General features: G+C 62.6%; 11 protein-coding genes and 1 tRNA gene. 5 read left to right on the top strand and 7 right to left on the bottom strand.

Annotation, left to right across the window (positions count from 1 at the left end):
* Nucleotides 1-151 precede the first annotated feature (151 nt).
* The 5 genes from sucD to LD110_RS13600 form a co-directional block, all read right to left on the bottom strand.
* Nucleotides 152-1,054, bottom strand: coding sequence for a succinate--CoA ligase subunit alpha (gene sucD / locus LD110_RS13620; protein ID WP_225499367.1), 903 nt, complete (start codon nucleotides 1,052-1,054; stop codon nucleotides 152-154).
* A 12-nt stretch (nucleotides 1,055-1,066) separates the two neighbouring features.
* Nucleotides 1,067-2,236 carry an ADP-forming succinate--CoA ligase subunit beta gene (gene sucC / locus LD110_RS13615; RefSeq protein ID WP_225499366.1) on the bottom strand — a complete coding sequence of 390 codons (1,170 nt, stop codon included), beginning with the start codon at nucleotides 2,234-2,236 and terminating at the stop codon, nucleotides 1,067-1,069.
* Between the two features lie 222 nt (nucleotides 2,237-2,458).
* Nucleotides 2,459-3,184 carry a hypothetical protein gene (locus LD110_RS13610; protein WP_225499365.1) on the bottom strand — a complete coding sequence of 242 codons (726 nt, stop codon included), beginning with the start codon at nucleotides 3,182-3,184 and terminating at the stop codon, nucleotides 2,459-2,461.
* A 22-nt stretch (nucleotides 3,185-3,206) separates the two neighbouring features.
* The gene (gene pcrA / locus LD110_RS13605; RefSeq protein WP_225499364.1) at nucleotides 3,207-5,711 is read right to left on the bottom strand and encodes a DNA helicase PcrA; all 2,505 of its coding nucleotides are present in this window, start codon (nucleotides 5,709-5,711) and stop codon (nucleotides 3,207-3,209) included.
* A gap of 118 nt (nucleotides 5,712-5,829) precedes the next feature.
* The gene (locus LD110_RS13600) at nucleotides 5,830-6,705 is read right to left on the bottom strand and encodes an inositol monophosphatase (protein ID WP_225499363.1); all 876 of its coding nucleotides are present in this window, start codon (nucleotides 6,703-6,705) and stop codon (nucleotides 5,830-5,832) included.
* A gap of 58 nt (nucleotides 6,706-6,763) precedes the next feature.
* Between LD110_RS13600 and LD110_RS13595 the strand changes: the two genes are divergently transcribed.
* Complete coding sequence (locus LD110_RS13595) at nucleotides 6,764-7,390, top strand: hypothetical protein (protein ID WP_225499362.1); 627 nt, start codon at nucleotides 6,764-6,766, stop codon at nucleotides 7,388-7,390.
* Here the strand turns inward: LD110_RS13595 and LD110_RS13590 are convergent.
* Nucleotides 7,299-8,180, bottom strand: coding sequence for a hypothetical protein (locus tag LD110_RS13590; RefSeq protein WP_225499361.1), 882 nt, complete (start codon nucleotides 8,178-8,180; stop codon nucleotides 7,299-7,301). The two genes, LD110_RS13595 and LD110_RS13590, sit on opposite strands and share 92 nt — an antisense overlap.
* A gap of 147 nt (nucleotides 8,181-8,327) precedes the next feature.
* A complete protein-coding gene (locus LD110_RS13585; RefSeq protein WP_225499360.1) occupies nucleotides 8,328-9,110 on the bottom strand; it encodes a DUF998 domain-containing protein in 783 nt (260 codons plus the stop codon).
* Nucleotides 9,111-9,235: 125 nt separating this feature from the next.
* Here LD110_RS13585 and LD110_RS13580 point away from each other — a divergent pair.
* The 4 genes from LD110_RS13580 to LD110_RS23915 all read left to right on the top strand — a co-directional run bounded on the left by LD110_RS13580 (nucleotide 9,236) and on the right by LD110_RS23915 (nucleotide 12,518).
* Nucleotides 9,236-9,308, top strand: a tRNA-Arg gene (locus LD110_RS13580).
* Nucleotide 9,309: 1 nt separating this feature from the next.
* Entirely contained in the window at nucleotides 9,310-9,756 is a 447-nt protein-coding gene (locus LD110_RS13575; RefSeq protein WP_225499359.1) for a DUF6314 family protein, read from the top strand.
* Nucleotides 9,749-10,159, top strand: coding sequence for an NUDIX domain-containing protein (locus LD110_RS13570; protein ID WP_225499358.1), 411 nt, complete (start codon nucleotides 9,749-9,751; stop codon nucleotides 10,157-10,159). Before LD110_RS13575 ends, LD110_RS13570 begins: the two co-directional genes overlap by 8 nt.
* Before the next feature lie 121 nt (nucleotides 10,160-10,280).
* Nucleotides 10,281-12,518: a PKD domain-containing protein gene (locus LD110_RS23915; RefSeq protein WP_308012439.1), complete on the top strand. Its 2,238-nt coding sequence runs from the start codon at nucleotides 10,281-10,283 to the stop codon at nucleotides 12,516-12,518.
* Nucleotides 12,519-12,524: the final 6 nt, after the last annotated feature.

Here is a 12,524-nt window from a genome sequence, read left to right as displayed (position 1 = left end):
CCTGACATACTAACAAATCTGGACTATCGAAGGAAGGGCGGGTTAAACAACAACGACGGCGTCCGTCACCTTTCGACGAAAAGGTGACGGACGCCGTCGTACTTGTATGTTGACCCTTCAGGGCCTCAGGGGACCCTCACGGGTCGCAGTCCTAGAGGGCTGCGTAGACTTCGCGGAGGAGCTGGGCGGTCTCGGACGGAGTCTTGCCGACCTTGACGCCTGCTGCCTCGAGGGCTTCCTTCTTGGCCTGGGCGGTACCGGCGGAACCGGAGACGATGGCGCCTGCGTGGCCCATGGTCTTGCCTTCAGGCGCGGTGAAGCCAGCCACGTAGCCGACAACCGGCTTGGTGACGTTGGCCTTGATGAAGTCGGCTGCGCGCTCTTCAGCGTCGCCACCGATTTCACCAATCATGACGATGGCCTTGGTCTCCGGGTCTGCCTCGAAGGCGGCCAGAGCGTCGATGTGCGTGGTGCCGATGACCGGGTCACCGCCGATGCCGATGGCAGTGGAGAAGCCGAGGTCGCGCAGTTCGTACATCATCTGGTAGGTCAGCGTGCCGGACTTGGAGACCAAGCCGATGGGGCCCTTGCCCGTGATGGTTGCCGGGGTGATGCCCACCAGGGACTCACCCGGGGTGATGATGCCGGGGCAGTTCGGGCCGATGATGCGGGTGATCTGCTTGCCGTCGGCGTCCACCTTGGACTGGGCCAGGGCCCAGAATTCTGCGGTGTCCTGGACCGGGACGCCTTCGGTGATGACAACAACCAGGCCAATGCCGGCTTCGATTGCTTCAACGACGGCGGACTTGGTGAATGCCGGCGGAACGAAGACGATGGAAACGTCTGCGCCAGTCTCCGCCATGGCTTCCTTGACGGTGCCGAAAACGGTGATTTCCTTGTCGCCGTGCAGGACCGTGGTGCCGGCCTTACGGGCGTTCACGCCGCCAACAATGTTGGTGCCGGCCTTGAGCATCAGGGCGGTGTGCTTGGTACCTTCGCCACCCGTGATGCCCTGAACGATGACCTTGGAGTCCTTGTTGAGGTAGATAGACATTGTCGCGTCCCTTTACTTAGCGGCGAAGGCGAGCTCGGCAGCCTTGTCGGCGCCCTCGTCCATGGTTGCGGCCAGGGTGACCAGCGGGTGGTTGGCGTCGGTCAGGATGCGGCGGCCCTCCTCAACGTTGTTGCCGTCGAGGCGGACAACCAGGGGCTTGTTGGCGTCCTTGCCGAGTTCCGCGAGGGCACCGACGATGCCCTTAGCGACGGCGTCACAGGCGGTGATGCCACCGAAGACGTTCACGAACACGCTCTTGACCTGCTCGTCGCCCAGGATGATGGACAGGCCGTTGGCCATCACCTCAGCCGAGGCACCGCCACCGATGTCCAGGAAGTTGGCGGGCTTCACGTTGCCGTGGTTCTCGCCTGCGTAGGCCACAACATCCAGGGTGGACATAACCAAACCGGCGCCATTGCCGATCACGCCAACCTCGCCATCGAGCTTAACGTAGTTCAGGTCCAGTTCCTTGGCCTTGGACTCCAGCGGGTTGGCCGCTGCTTTGTCCTCCAACTCGGAGTGGTGCACGTGACGGAAGTCAGCGTTCTCGTCCAGGGAGACCTTGCCGTCGATGGCGAGGATGTCGCCGGAGCCGGTCTTGACCAGCGGGTTGACCTCCACCAGGGTGGCGTCTTCCTTCTTGAACACATCCCAGAGCTTGAGGATGACGCTGGCCACTTTGCCACGCAGTTCCTCAGCGAAGCCTGCAGCTTCGACGATCTCGTCAGCCTTGGCCTGGTCGACGCCAACAGCGGGGTCGATGGCAACCTTGGCCAGAGCTTCGGGGCGCTCCACGGCCAGCTGCTCAATCTCCATGCCGCCTTCCACCGAGCACATGGCCAGGTAGTTGCGGTTTGCACGGTCCAGAAGGATGGAGAAGTAGTATTCCTCAGCAATGTCAGCGCCCTGGGCGATCATGACCTTGTTGACGGTGTGGCCCTTGATGTCCATACCGAGGATGTTCGTGGCGTGCTCAAGAGCTTCGTCAGCGGACTTTGCAACCTTGACACCGCCGGCCTTACCGCGGCCGCCGATCTTTACCTGTGCCTTGACGACGGTGACGCCGCCGATTTTCTCAGCAGCAGCCTTTGCTTCTTCAGGGGTCTGCGCCACGATGCCGGCGAGTACGGGGACACCGTACTTTTCGAACATATCGCGCGCCTGATATTCAAACAGGTCCACGGTTTGTGTCCTTCTACGTCGAAGTAGTTTCTTGACAGCCGGACACCACGGGTGACCGCGATGGCCAGCTGCGGAGGGTACGCGCTGAGAAGCGGCGTAAACGCCGGTCACATAACGTAAGTTCCACAGGGAACTTTAGCCCTTGGAGAGGTCCCGCCTGATCAACAGTACCTTTTATGTGAGTAACCACACAGTTCTATCGAACGTAGAAAAAGCGCTATATTACGCGGATTTTGGGGCTGTTGTGGCAGGCGTGGGCGCTTGGGTACCGGGACTTTGCGTGGGTTCCGGGGGCTCCACGAGTTGGTAGGTGGAGCGGCTCACGAAGAATGCGACGCCGGCCGAAACATTTCCGCACGCAACTCCCCCGTTGTAGGCGGAGCACCGGAGTCCATTCCGCTCGATGTTTTGGCCATCTTCGAGGACCGGAAGTTGTGAGATGGGGCCGTTCTTGGTTCCCTTGGGCCCGAATTCAGCTTCCATCTGGGTGACGCCGGAGCGGCATTCGCCATAGACCGCCTTGTCTGGCCTGACAAGGGCGGCTCCGCCCAGGTAGCCCAGGCCGGTACCTGCGCAGTCGTCCTTGATGTCTTTCGAGTCCGGCTTCGGGTAGTGGGCGAGCTCGCAGTGGGCAATGGGAACAGTGGCCAGCTTGGTGTTCGCAGGATCGGCGAAGGAGTTAGTTTCATAGGGCAGGTTGAGATTGTCGCCCTTGGCCGAAGTCAGCGCGCAGACGATGTTGCGATCCTCGGTCACGAAGGCCAGCACGTCACCAGTAGCGGCGAGCGCAGTAGGTTGCGAGACCGGTGCCTGCTTGAGCTGTTCCAAAGGCGGTAGGGCCGCGGGGGTGACGTAGTCGGGGTCCTTCGTGGTGACGGTGCAGGAGGTTGCTGTTACGAGCAGAAGGCCAGCCAGAATCCCCAGAACAGTCCGTCGCATGGCTTCCATTATGTCGGGTTCTAAGCAGCGCCTACGAATCCACCTTGGTCAGCGGGGCATACCGCAGGAGCAATCGCTTCTCCCCCACGTCAAAGGTCACCTTGGCCACGGTCTTGTCCCCCGCGCCCTCGAGTCCGATCACGGTTCCGTTGCCGAAGCTGGTGTGATTGACCTTGTCCCCAACAACCAGGGAAATGACTTCCTTTTGGGGCTGCACACGGTTGCGGACAACGGAAGCTGGCACATCGGCGTCGAACCCTGCCGTGGCGCTGGCCCCGGCACCGCGCGAGGTGCCAGCCCCCCAATAAGATCCGCCGTAGCGGCCCGACCCACCGGACGAGCCGCTCCATGCGGCTTGGCGGGTGTTGCCTTCACGCTTCCATTCCACGAGCTCCGGCGGGATTTCCTGGATGAACTGGCTGGCGGCATAGTACTGGCTCTGGCCCCACAGGCTCCGGACCTCGGACCGCGTCACATACAGCCGCTTCCGCGCCCGGGTCAGGCCCACGTAGGCTAGGCGCCGTTCCTCGGCGAGCTCCTTGGGATCAGTAGCGGAACGCTGGTGCGGGAAAATCCCGTGCTCCATACCTGTGAGGAAAACCACCGGGAACTCCAGGCCCTTGGCAGTGTGCAGGGTCATCAGAGTGACAACGCCCAATCGCTTCGCTTCGGCTACTGCTGCCGCAGCTTCGTCCGGGGTTCCGGCCGGCGCATCCGGGATCTGGTCAGCGTCGGCAACAAGGGCAACTTGTTCCAGGAAGTCACCAAGGGACCCCTCGGGGTTGTCGCGTTCGTACTCGCGAACCACGGCCACCAGTTCGGCAAGGTTTTCCACCCGCGACTCATCCTGCGGATCGGAGCTTGCCCGCAGTGTGGCCAGATAGCCCGTCTGTTCCAGCACTGCCTCAAGCGCAGCAGCCGCACCGGAGCCCTCTGCCACTTCGGCCAGGTCATCGAGCAGCTTCACGAAGCTTGCAACGGCATTCACCGAGCGTGTTGCCATAGCCGGGGCCTCGTCGGCACGACGCGCGGCCGCTATGAACGAAATTCGGTCACGTTCCGCCAATGCAGCAATAGCACCCTCGGCCCGGTCCCCAATGCCACGCTTGGGCTCGTTGAGGACGCGGCGGAGGTTGACGTCGTCGTCCGGGTTAACCAGCACGCGGAGGTACGCCAGCGCGTCCTTGATTTCTTTGCGCTCGTAGAACCGCGTACCGCCCACCACTTTGTACGGCAGGCCGACACGTACCAGCACGTCTTCTATGGAGCGGCTCTGCGCGTTGGTGCGATAGAAAATAGCGACGTCTCCAGGGCGCAGCCCGTATTCGTCCTGGAGCCTGTCGATCTCCTTGGCGATGAACTGGGCCTCGTCGTGCTCATTCTCCGCGACGTAGCCGATGATTTTTTCACCGTCGCCCTCAGCCGTCCACAGCCGCTTCTCCGGCCGGTTCGGGTTGCGGGAAATCACCGAGTTGGCGGCGGAAAGAATGTTCTGAGTGGAGCGGTAGTTCTGCTCCAACTTGATGGTGCGGGCGTCCGGGTAGTCCTTCTCGAACTCAACAATGTTGCGGATGTCCGCACCGCGGAACGCGTAAATGGACTGGTCTGAGTCGCCGACGACGGTCAGCTCGCTGGCGCCCGGCCCCTCACCGACGATTTCGCGAACCAAAGCGTACTGGGCATGGTTGGTGTCCTGATATTCGTCGACGAGGACGTGGCGGAAGCGCTGGCGGTACGATTCGGCGAGCGCAGGGAAAGCACGGAACATGAACACCGTCTGGGCAATGAGGTCATCGAAATCCATGGCGTTAGCCTGGCGAAGCCGCTGTGTGTAGCCCTTGTAGACCTCCGCCACAGCCTGCTCGAACGGATCACCGTAATTGGCAGAGGCGGCGTACGAATCGTCGTCGATGAGCTCATTCTTGAGGGCCGAGATTTTGTGCTGGATGGACTTGGGTGCAAAGCGTTTGGGGTCCAGGTCCAAATTCTTGGCGACAAGCGTGATCAGGCGCAGGGAGTCAGTGGAGTCGTAAATGGAGAAATTGGAGCGCAATCCAACATTGGTGGCCTCACGCCGCAGAATGCGCACGCAGGACGAGTGGAACGTGGAAATCCACATGATCTTTGCTCGGCCACCGACCAACGCTTCGATTCGCTCGCGCATTTCCGCTGCGGCCTTGTTGGTGAACGTAATTGCCAGAATCTCGCCTGGGTGTGCCCGGCGCGTAGCAATCAAATACGCAATGCGGTTACTAAGCACGCGTGTCTTTCCAGAACCGGCACCAGCAACAATCAGCAGCGGACTTCCGGAATGCTTGACAGCTTCCTCCTGCTGCGGGTTGAGTCCCTGCAACAGCGACTCCGCACGGGCGGAATGACCGTGTTGGGAGCCCGCCTCATCGCTGCCCGATGACCCGCCTGTTCGGCCAGATCCGGTGGCCGGCAGCCCGCTGTCTATGGCCGACATAAAGGCCGGAGCCGCCTTTGTTGCCGCCTTGAAGGGACCGTCTGCGTACGGGTCAAACAACATATCCATGGTGTTTACAAGTCTAGGCGGTCCCTCTGACACTCATGTTCCGGCGCCCCGCTATGGGGACAAGTGCCGGAAGAAACCGGCCCGTGAACCTACCATCGGTCCAGCTTGGGAGGGCCCTTTAACTCAAGTCCGGCCCCGAGGTGAGGGCCGCGCGGAGCTCGCGGACCGCCGTCGGGCCTCCCGCGAGGAACCAGTCCAGTCCGTTAACGCGTACGACGCCGGTGTCCCCGCCGGCCGCGCGGACGATCGCCTTGCCCGGCAGCCAGTCCCATTCCGGGCAGCTGTGCTGGAACCAGCAGCCGATCTCGCCATCGGCCACCCTGCCGAGATCGCAGGAGCCCGAACCCAGCATGCGCAGGGACGCGGCCGAGATCGCAGCCGCATGCCAGGGCATCGCGCAGATCGGATTCGCCAGCCACATGGGGTGGATGTAGGTCGCAGCACCAAGCTCCGCCAGGGGCAGATCGGCCGGGGCAAGGATCCGATCGCCATTCAGCGTAGAAGGGTGTTCCGTGCCTCCCACCCAGAGCTTGTCCAGCTCAGGCTGGTAAATCGCGCCCAGAACGACCTCGGGATCCGGGTTCCGGTCGACGGAGCCGCCGCCCGGGTGAGAGGCGTGATCTGCCCGGGAATCGCCGTCGTACTTCAACGCAATCGCCGAGCACCAATATGTGGAACCGTGCACAAAGTTGTAGGTCCCGTCCACGGGATCAATTACCCAGGTCCGGCCGCTTGTGCCGGCAACCGAGGAACCTTCTTCGCCCAGGATGCCGTCCTCGGGGCGGCATCGGCGAAGCTGCTCAAGGACATAAGCCTCGGCGGCGCGATCTGCGGCGGTGACGATGTCCGACACGGAGGTCTTCCGTTCCCTTTGCAACCCGCCCATCCGCATCAGCAGGGCCAATTGGCCGGCTTCCCGTACAAGCGCCGAAGCCAACTGGATGTCGCTGAGTGAAGGATCGAGTTCCAATGCGGTGTGCCTGCCCGTGGTCATGGCTCCAGCTTAAGGGGCAGCGCCACCTGAGTCAGAAGGCGTACGGGATAATGAACACATGGCCAAAACTCCCGCCCAGCGCATCAAAAAGCACGGCGCGAAGGCCGTTATACCGGAACGTCACGTGCCGCCTGTGGTCAATCCGACCACGCAGCGCACCCCGCAAAAAGCGCAAAGCAATGCGAACCTGATCGTGATCGCGGGCGTCGTAGCTAGCGTCTTCCTCTTCTGGTACCTGCATCTGCTCGTCCTGAACCAAATGACCCAGCTATCCAACGGCCTCGCGATGCCGGACTCAATGTTCGGAGGCTTTTCGACCGATTACGTGGCCCAGCTGCGCAACGTGATGGACGACGAAGCCCGCGGCCAGTTGAACTACGTCCACAAAACCGCAGGCATGCTGTTCCCGCTGATTTTCGGCTTCAGCTGGCTGCTGCTGATCGGTGTCAACGTGGCCCGCAAAGCGCTACGCTGGGCGCTGTGGGCGCTGCCGATTCTCTTTGCCGTGGTTCGGCTCTGGGGCAACGTCGCCATTGATAGTGCGCTCCAGGCTTCAACGCCCGACGCCGGGAGCGTGGCTTTGGCCTCGATCCTTACGGTCGCGGGGTGGGTGCTGTTCCTGCTGAGCCTGCTTGCGGGTGGCGCTGCTGTGCTGCTTGGCCGGCGGACCGCGCGGCGGTCCTGACAAGCTTCCGCTGGCGATGAACGCGTTGGGCCACTATGAGGCCCACCAGGGACAGGCCAAGGATGATTGGATACGCCATGGTGCGCTCGATGGCGCCTGGTTCGGCCACGCGGAGGCCTGCCGCCAGGACGTACGCGGTTGCCGACGAGGAAACTACGCCGAAGAGAATCACCATCCAGCCCATCGCCGTGTACTTTACCCACACGACACCGAGGACCAGCAGGGATAGAGGGCCGGCAATGAAGTACATCCCGGCTCCAGTCAAGTGGAGCGTGAGGTTTGTATCTTCGGGAACCACGCCCACAATGCCCTGTCCCACGCCCGCAATCAGGATGAGCAACCGCACAGCTCCGGCGGCAAGCCACGGTACGCCGCTAAGGCTGGCGTTCCGGGGCAAGAGCGAACCCTTGGAGAGCAGGGCCGCCTTAGTAGGCCGGACCGCCCGGCTGCCAGGTTGGGCCGCGACGGACAACACCGCGGTACTCAGCATCAACGCGCCCAGCACCATGGCAAGCGACTGCAGGACAAACGAACCATTCATCAGCCAGTTGAGCGGCGAACAGACGACGTAGCCATTGAAGGGTCCACAGTGCGCCGCGCCAAGGTCACTGATCACGTGGGCCCGCCGGTCGTAATCCGGCGTGCCGCGCCAAGCGGACAACGCGATGGCTTCCACCACAAAGTAGTGAATCAGGGTCAGGGAGGCCCAACCGCCCACCAACTCACGACGGCCTGCGACGTCAGGAAACAAAGCGCGATCGCGCGCGGCCGCCGCACCCGCCGTCGTCATGACCCACCCGCCGTCGTCATGAGCCGTCCGCCGTCATCGGCCCGCCGCCGCGATCATTGACTGTCCCCCGTCGTCATACGGCACAGGATAGACCCGCCGTCGGGACGCCGAATAGACCCAGTTCGGCGGGACTCGGCCTGGCAGAAATCAGCCCGATGCCCGTGCGTGTCTAAGCTCCGCTCTTCGACTCCTGACCCGCTGGGCGATGACCAGTCCCGCCGCGCTATAGCCGATGGTCACCGGATAGGCCATAAGCCGCTCGAGGGTCCCGGGCTCCGGCACATGCATGGCCGTCAGGCCGCCCACCGCGAGCGCCACAAGGGTCACTACGCCGCAGACCCCAATGAACCAGCTCATGCCAGTGTGGCGCAGCCAAAGAATCCCCAGCACCAGGAGGGCAGTACCGCCACCCACGAAGAACGTCACGGCGCCCAACAGATGCCACGGCGACAGCAGGTCTTCCGGTACCAATCCCACGATCACTGTCCCGGCCCCGGCAAATGCAGTCAAAATTCGCACTGCGGCCGCACCGAGCCACGGTTTGCGCCGTTGTGGATCCGGCCGCACACCGGGCCTCGCGGCGATACAGAGCAACGCTGTGCTCACCAGCAGCGCCCCAAGAAAGAGGCCAAGCCCCTGAACCACAAACGAGGCATTCATCAGCAGGTGCAGCGGCGAGCACACGGCACGGCCCTCATAGTCTCCGCAGTTGATTGCCCCGAGGTCGCTGATGAAACCCGTCCTTCGGCTGTACGGAACGGGACCTGCCCACGCCTCAATGACCGCAGACTCAGCGACGAAGTATTGCACCACGCTCAGCTGCGCCCAGCCACCGATGTAGGCCCTTGTGGAAGCAGAGTCAGGAAGCCCATCCGGAATCAGGCCTGCCCGTTCCAGGCTGGCCTGGGGTGCTGCGCTGCGGTCACTCATGACCGCCAGCCTAGCCGTCAGAGTTTGAGCCCCTGGATGCCGGGCTTTGGGTGGTGTGTCGCGGACACGTGCAGCTTGTATGCTTGTATGCGTGCCCGCGGCCTGTACAGGCTCTAAAGGCGCAGGCCCTCGTAGCTCAGTGGATAGAGCACGGCTCTCCTAAAGCCGGTGTCGTTGGTTCGAATCCAATCGAGGGCACTTGAAAGACCAGGAGCCCACCCAGGACCTGCGCGCTTACCTGTCAGGAGCATGGTCCGTGGAGCGGACCATGCGGGACCGCGGCTCGGGCCGCGCCGGCACCTTTACCGGCGTCGCCCTTTACAAACCCAACCACGACGGCGGCCTGGACTACCGCGAAGACGGAACCATGGAATGGGGCGACCACGCGGGATCCGCCTACCGCGAGTATGTCCTGCGGCCCACGGAAGATGCTGCGGCCATGGACATGTTCTTCCCGGATGGGCGTCCCTTCCACCGCATGGGGTTTGCCGCAACGCAGAGCAGCGACCAGCACTGGTGCGACCCGGACACCTATGTGGTGCATTATGAATGGCTCGGGCCGGACGAGTTCAGCTACGTTTGGGACGTTCGCGGGCCGGCGAAGGACCTGCTGCTCGAATCCCGGCTGAGGAGGAATCATGCCTGAGACGTCCGTGATTGTGGTCAGCGCGGTGTGCGTTTTCGACGCCGCGGGAAGGCTTCTTACTGTCCGGAAACGCGGCACGGACAAGTTCATGCATCCGGGCGGAAAACCCGAGCCAGGCGAAACCGCCGCCGAGGCTGCCTCCCGCGAGCTCGCCGAAGAAGTAGGCATCAACGTTGCACCGCATGAACTCAAGCCGTTGGGTGTTTGGCTCGCTGCGGCGGCCAATGAAGCGGCCACCGACATCGAGGCTACGGTGTTCACGGCCCCCGGTCACTGGGAGGCACACCCCTCGGCTGAGATCGCAGAGATCCGCTGGCTGGACATGGAGGACGAGCATCCCGACGATCTGGCACCCCTGCTGACGGACCATATCCTGCCGCTCTTGTCGGCTTCCGAATCGTAGGGAAAATCGCTGTCGGCGATGTATTGCGCCACTTTCAGAGAGGCGTAAGCTCTCAATAGACCATGTTTGGCACCAGGGTCTCAGGCGTCCATGCGTTCGTCCCGCTGTACGGAGGGCCGCGATGAGATCCTACCAGCGTCGCTATGTAAGCGAGCTTCTGGCGTTTTGCCTGGCGATCGCCGGACTTGCAGGGTTAGCAAGCCCCGCCCAGGCCGCCGCAGACTACGGCACTCAGAGCATCAGTTATTCGGGCGTCGTTAATCCCCCAACCTCGGACAAACCCCAGAGCAAGCTCTGGTGGAATGACGGATCATGGTGGGCCGACATGTGGACCACGGGCAGCGGCTGGAGCATCTACCGCCTGGATCGCCCTACTAAGACGTGGGTGGACACGGGCGTCCGGAATGACTCGCGGAGCAATACCCTGGCCGACGCTTTGTGGGATGGTTCGCGGCTGTATATCGCCTCCCACGCGGTGACGATCACTGGCGACGGGACCCCTAAGCCTTCGGTGGCCGGCCAGCCCGCCAAGCTGTACCGCTATAGCTATTCCGCAGGCATATACAGCCTTGATGCTGGCTTCCCAACCACCATCAACAACAACAGCAGCGAGTCCATGACCATCGATAAGGACTCCACCGGAGCGATCTGGGCCACGTGGACGCAGGTATCCGGGAATTCCACTTCCGGATACACCAACACGGTCTACGTGAACAATTCCGCCCCGGGAGGGACCAGCTGGTCGACCCCGTTTGTGTTGCCAGTTCCAGACCCGACTCCGGCGCCGGATGACATTTCCGCGATCGTGGCCTACCGGAACAACAAGATGGGCGTTATGTGGAGCGACCATCTCACCGGAACCATGTGGTGGGCGACCCGCACCGACGGAACGGCCCCCACCGCGGCCTCGTCATGGAACGTTCAGCCGGCTGTCAAGGCCAAGGGACAAGCCGATGACCATATGAACGTCAAATCGTTGCAAGCGGATACGTCTGGACGGGTCTTCGCCGCCATTAAGACAAGCTTCAACGACTTCTCTTCGGATCCCACGCTGCCGGAATTGCAACTGCTGGTGTTCAGGCCCGGTACCGGCTCCTTTACTAAATCCACGATCGCGACCGCGGGTGACTGCGTTACGCGACCGCAGATCCTCCTGGATACGCAAAACAACCTGGTCCATGCCTTCCACACGGCACCTTCCACGTCCGTTAGCGGGTGCGCATTCTCCGGCGTCGCCGGGAGCATCTACGAAAAAACGGCTTCCATGGACAATCCCGTCTTTGGATCCGGTCGCGGCACTCCGGTGATCCAGGATGGATCCTCGGCCAACCTGAACGACGTAACCACCACTAAGCAAGGCGTAGATGCCACCACCGGCATCGTTGTGATGGCCAGCAACAATGTGACCAAACGTTACTGGTATTCGGACAGGAGCCTTGGCACGCCACCGCCACCGCCCCCACCGGCGGCGCCCATCGCCTCCTTCACAGCATCGCCAACCACAGGAACAGCACCCCTGACTGTGAACTTCACAGACACGTCCACCGGAGCGCCGACGTCGTGGTCGTGGACTTTCGGTGACGGCGGCACATCCGCTGCCCAGAACCCCTCACACGTTTATAACAACGCCGGCAGCTACCCCGTTGCCCTGGCAGTCACCAACAGCAGTGGCTCAAGCTCCAGCAGCGGCACTATCACGGCGACAGCACCCAGCCCTGGCCCAACGGGCTCAGTGTCCGCTGTTGGCTCCGCCACCGTCTATTCGGCAACAGCCACCACGGCCCTAACGCTCCCCGCACCCGCGGGAATCACAGCCGGCGACCTCCTGATTGCCGCTTTCACCACCGACCTCAACCCGACGCCCACAGCACCAAGTGGATGGACGCCGATCGTGAACGCCCTGTCCATCAACAGCTCGTCGTCGTCCGGGGCTCGGGTCTCTGTGTATTACCACGTGGTTGCATCAGGAGACCCCGGCAGCTTCACCTGGACCCTCAGCAGCGCAGTCAAATGGGGCGGAGGCATCACGGCCTACCGCGGGGTAAACCAAAGTTCGCCCCTTGACGCCACCGTTACGACGTCCGTGGACACCACCTATTCCGCAACGAGCATCACCCTGCCGGGCATCACCACAGCCAGCAATGGCGCCATGCTCATAGGCGGTCTGGGCTTCGACGCCGCATCTCCGGGAACCACCCCGCCCAGCGGGTGGACCGAACAGTGGGAAGCCGCCGGTGGCCAGGTTGCCGAAGAGGCTGACGTGCCACAGCCCACGGCGGGCACTAGCAGCAGCGCCACCTGGTCCTTTGCCGTAGCCAAGGCAGTTGGCGCCTGGCGAACTGCACTGAAACCCGCATAAGGAATC

Source organism: Arthrobacter sp. M4 (genome assembly GCF_020251205.1).
GTDB lineage: Bacteria > Actinomycetota > Actinomycetes > Actinomycetales > Micrococcaceae > Arthrobacter.
The sequence above is the reverse complement of the archived record's forward strand: the minus strand, read 5'-3'. Positions and strand labels throughout refer to the sequence as shown.

Excerpts from the sequence above, each read along its gene's own strand:
- sucD (WP_225499367.1), bottom strand. The coding sequence starts at position 1,054 with ATGTCTATCTACCTCAACAAGGACTCCAAGGTCATCGTTCAGGGCATC.
- LD110_RS13610 (WP_225499365.1), bottom strand. The coding sequence starts at position 3,184 with ATGGAAGCCATGCGACGGACTGTTCTGGGGATTCTGGCTGGCCTTCTG.
- pcrA (WP_225499364.1), bottom strand. The coding sequence starts at position 5,711 with ATGGATATGTTGTTTGACCCGTACGCAGACGGTCCCTTCAAGGCGGCA.
- LD110_RS13600 (WP_225499363.1), bottom strand. The coding sequence starts at position 6,705 with ATGACCACGGGCAGGCACACCGCATTGGAACTCGATCCTTCACTCAGC.
- LD110_RS13595 (WP_225499362.1), top strand. The coding sequence starts at position 6,764 with ATGGCCAAAACTCCCGCCCAGCGCATCAAAAAGCACGGCGCGAAGGCC.
- LD110_RS13590 (WP_225499361.1), bottom strand. The coding sequence starts at position 8,180 with ATGACGACGGCGGGTGCGGCGGCCGCGCGCGATCGCGCTTTGTTTCCT.
- LD110_RS13585 (WP_225499360.1), bottom strand. The coding sequence starts at position 9,110 with ATGAGTGACCGCAGCGCAGCACCCCAGGCCAGCCTGGAACGGGCAGGC.
- LD110_RS13570 (WP_225499358.1), top strand. The coding sequence starts at position 9,749 with ATGCCTGAGACGTCCGTGATTGTGGTCAGCGCGGTGTGCGTTTTCGAC.
- LD110_RS23915 (WP_308012439.1), top strand. The coding sequence starts at position 10,281 with ATGAGATCCTACCAGCGTCGCTATGTAAGCGAGCTTCTGGCGTTTTGC.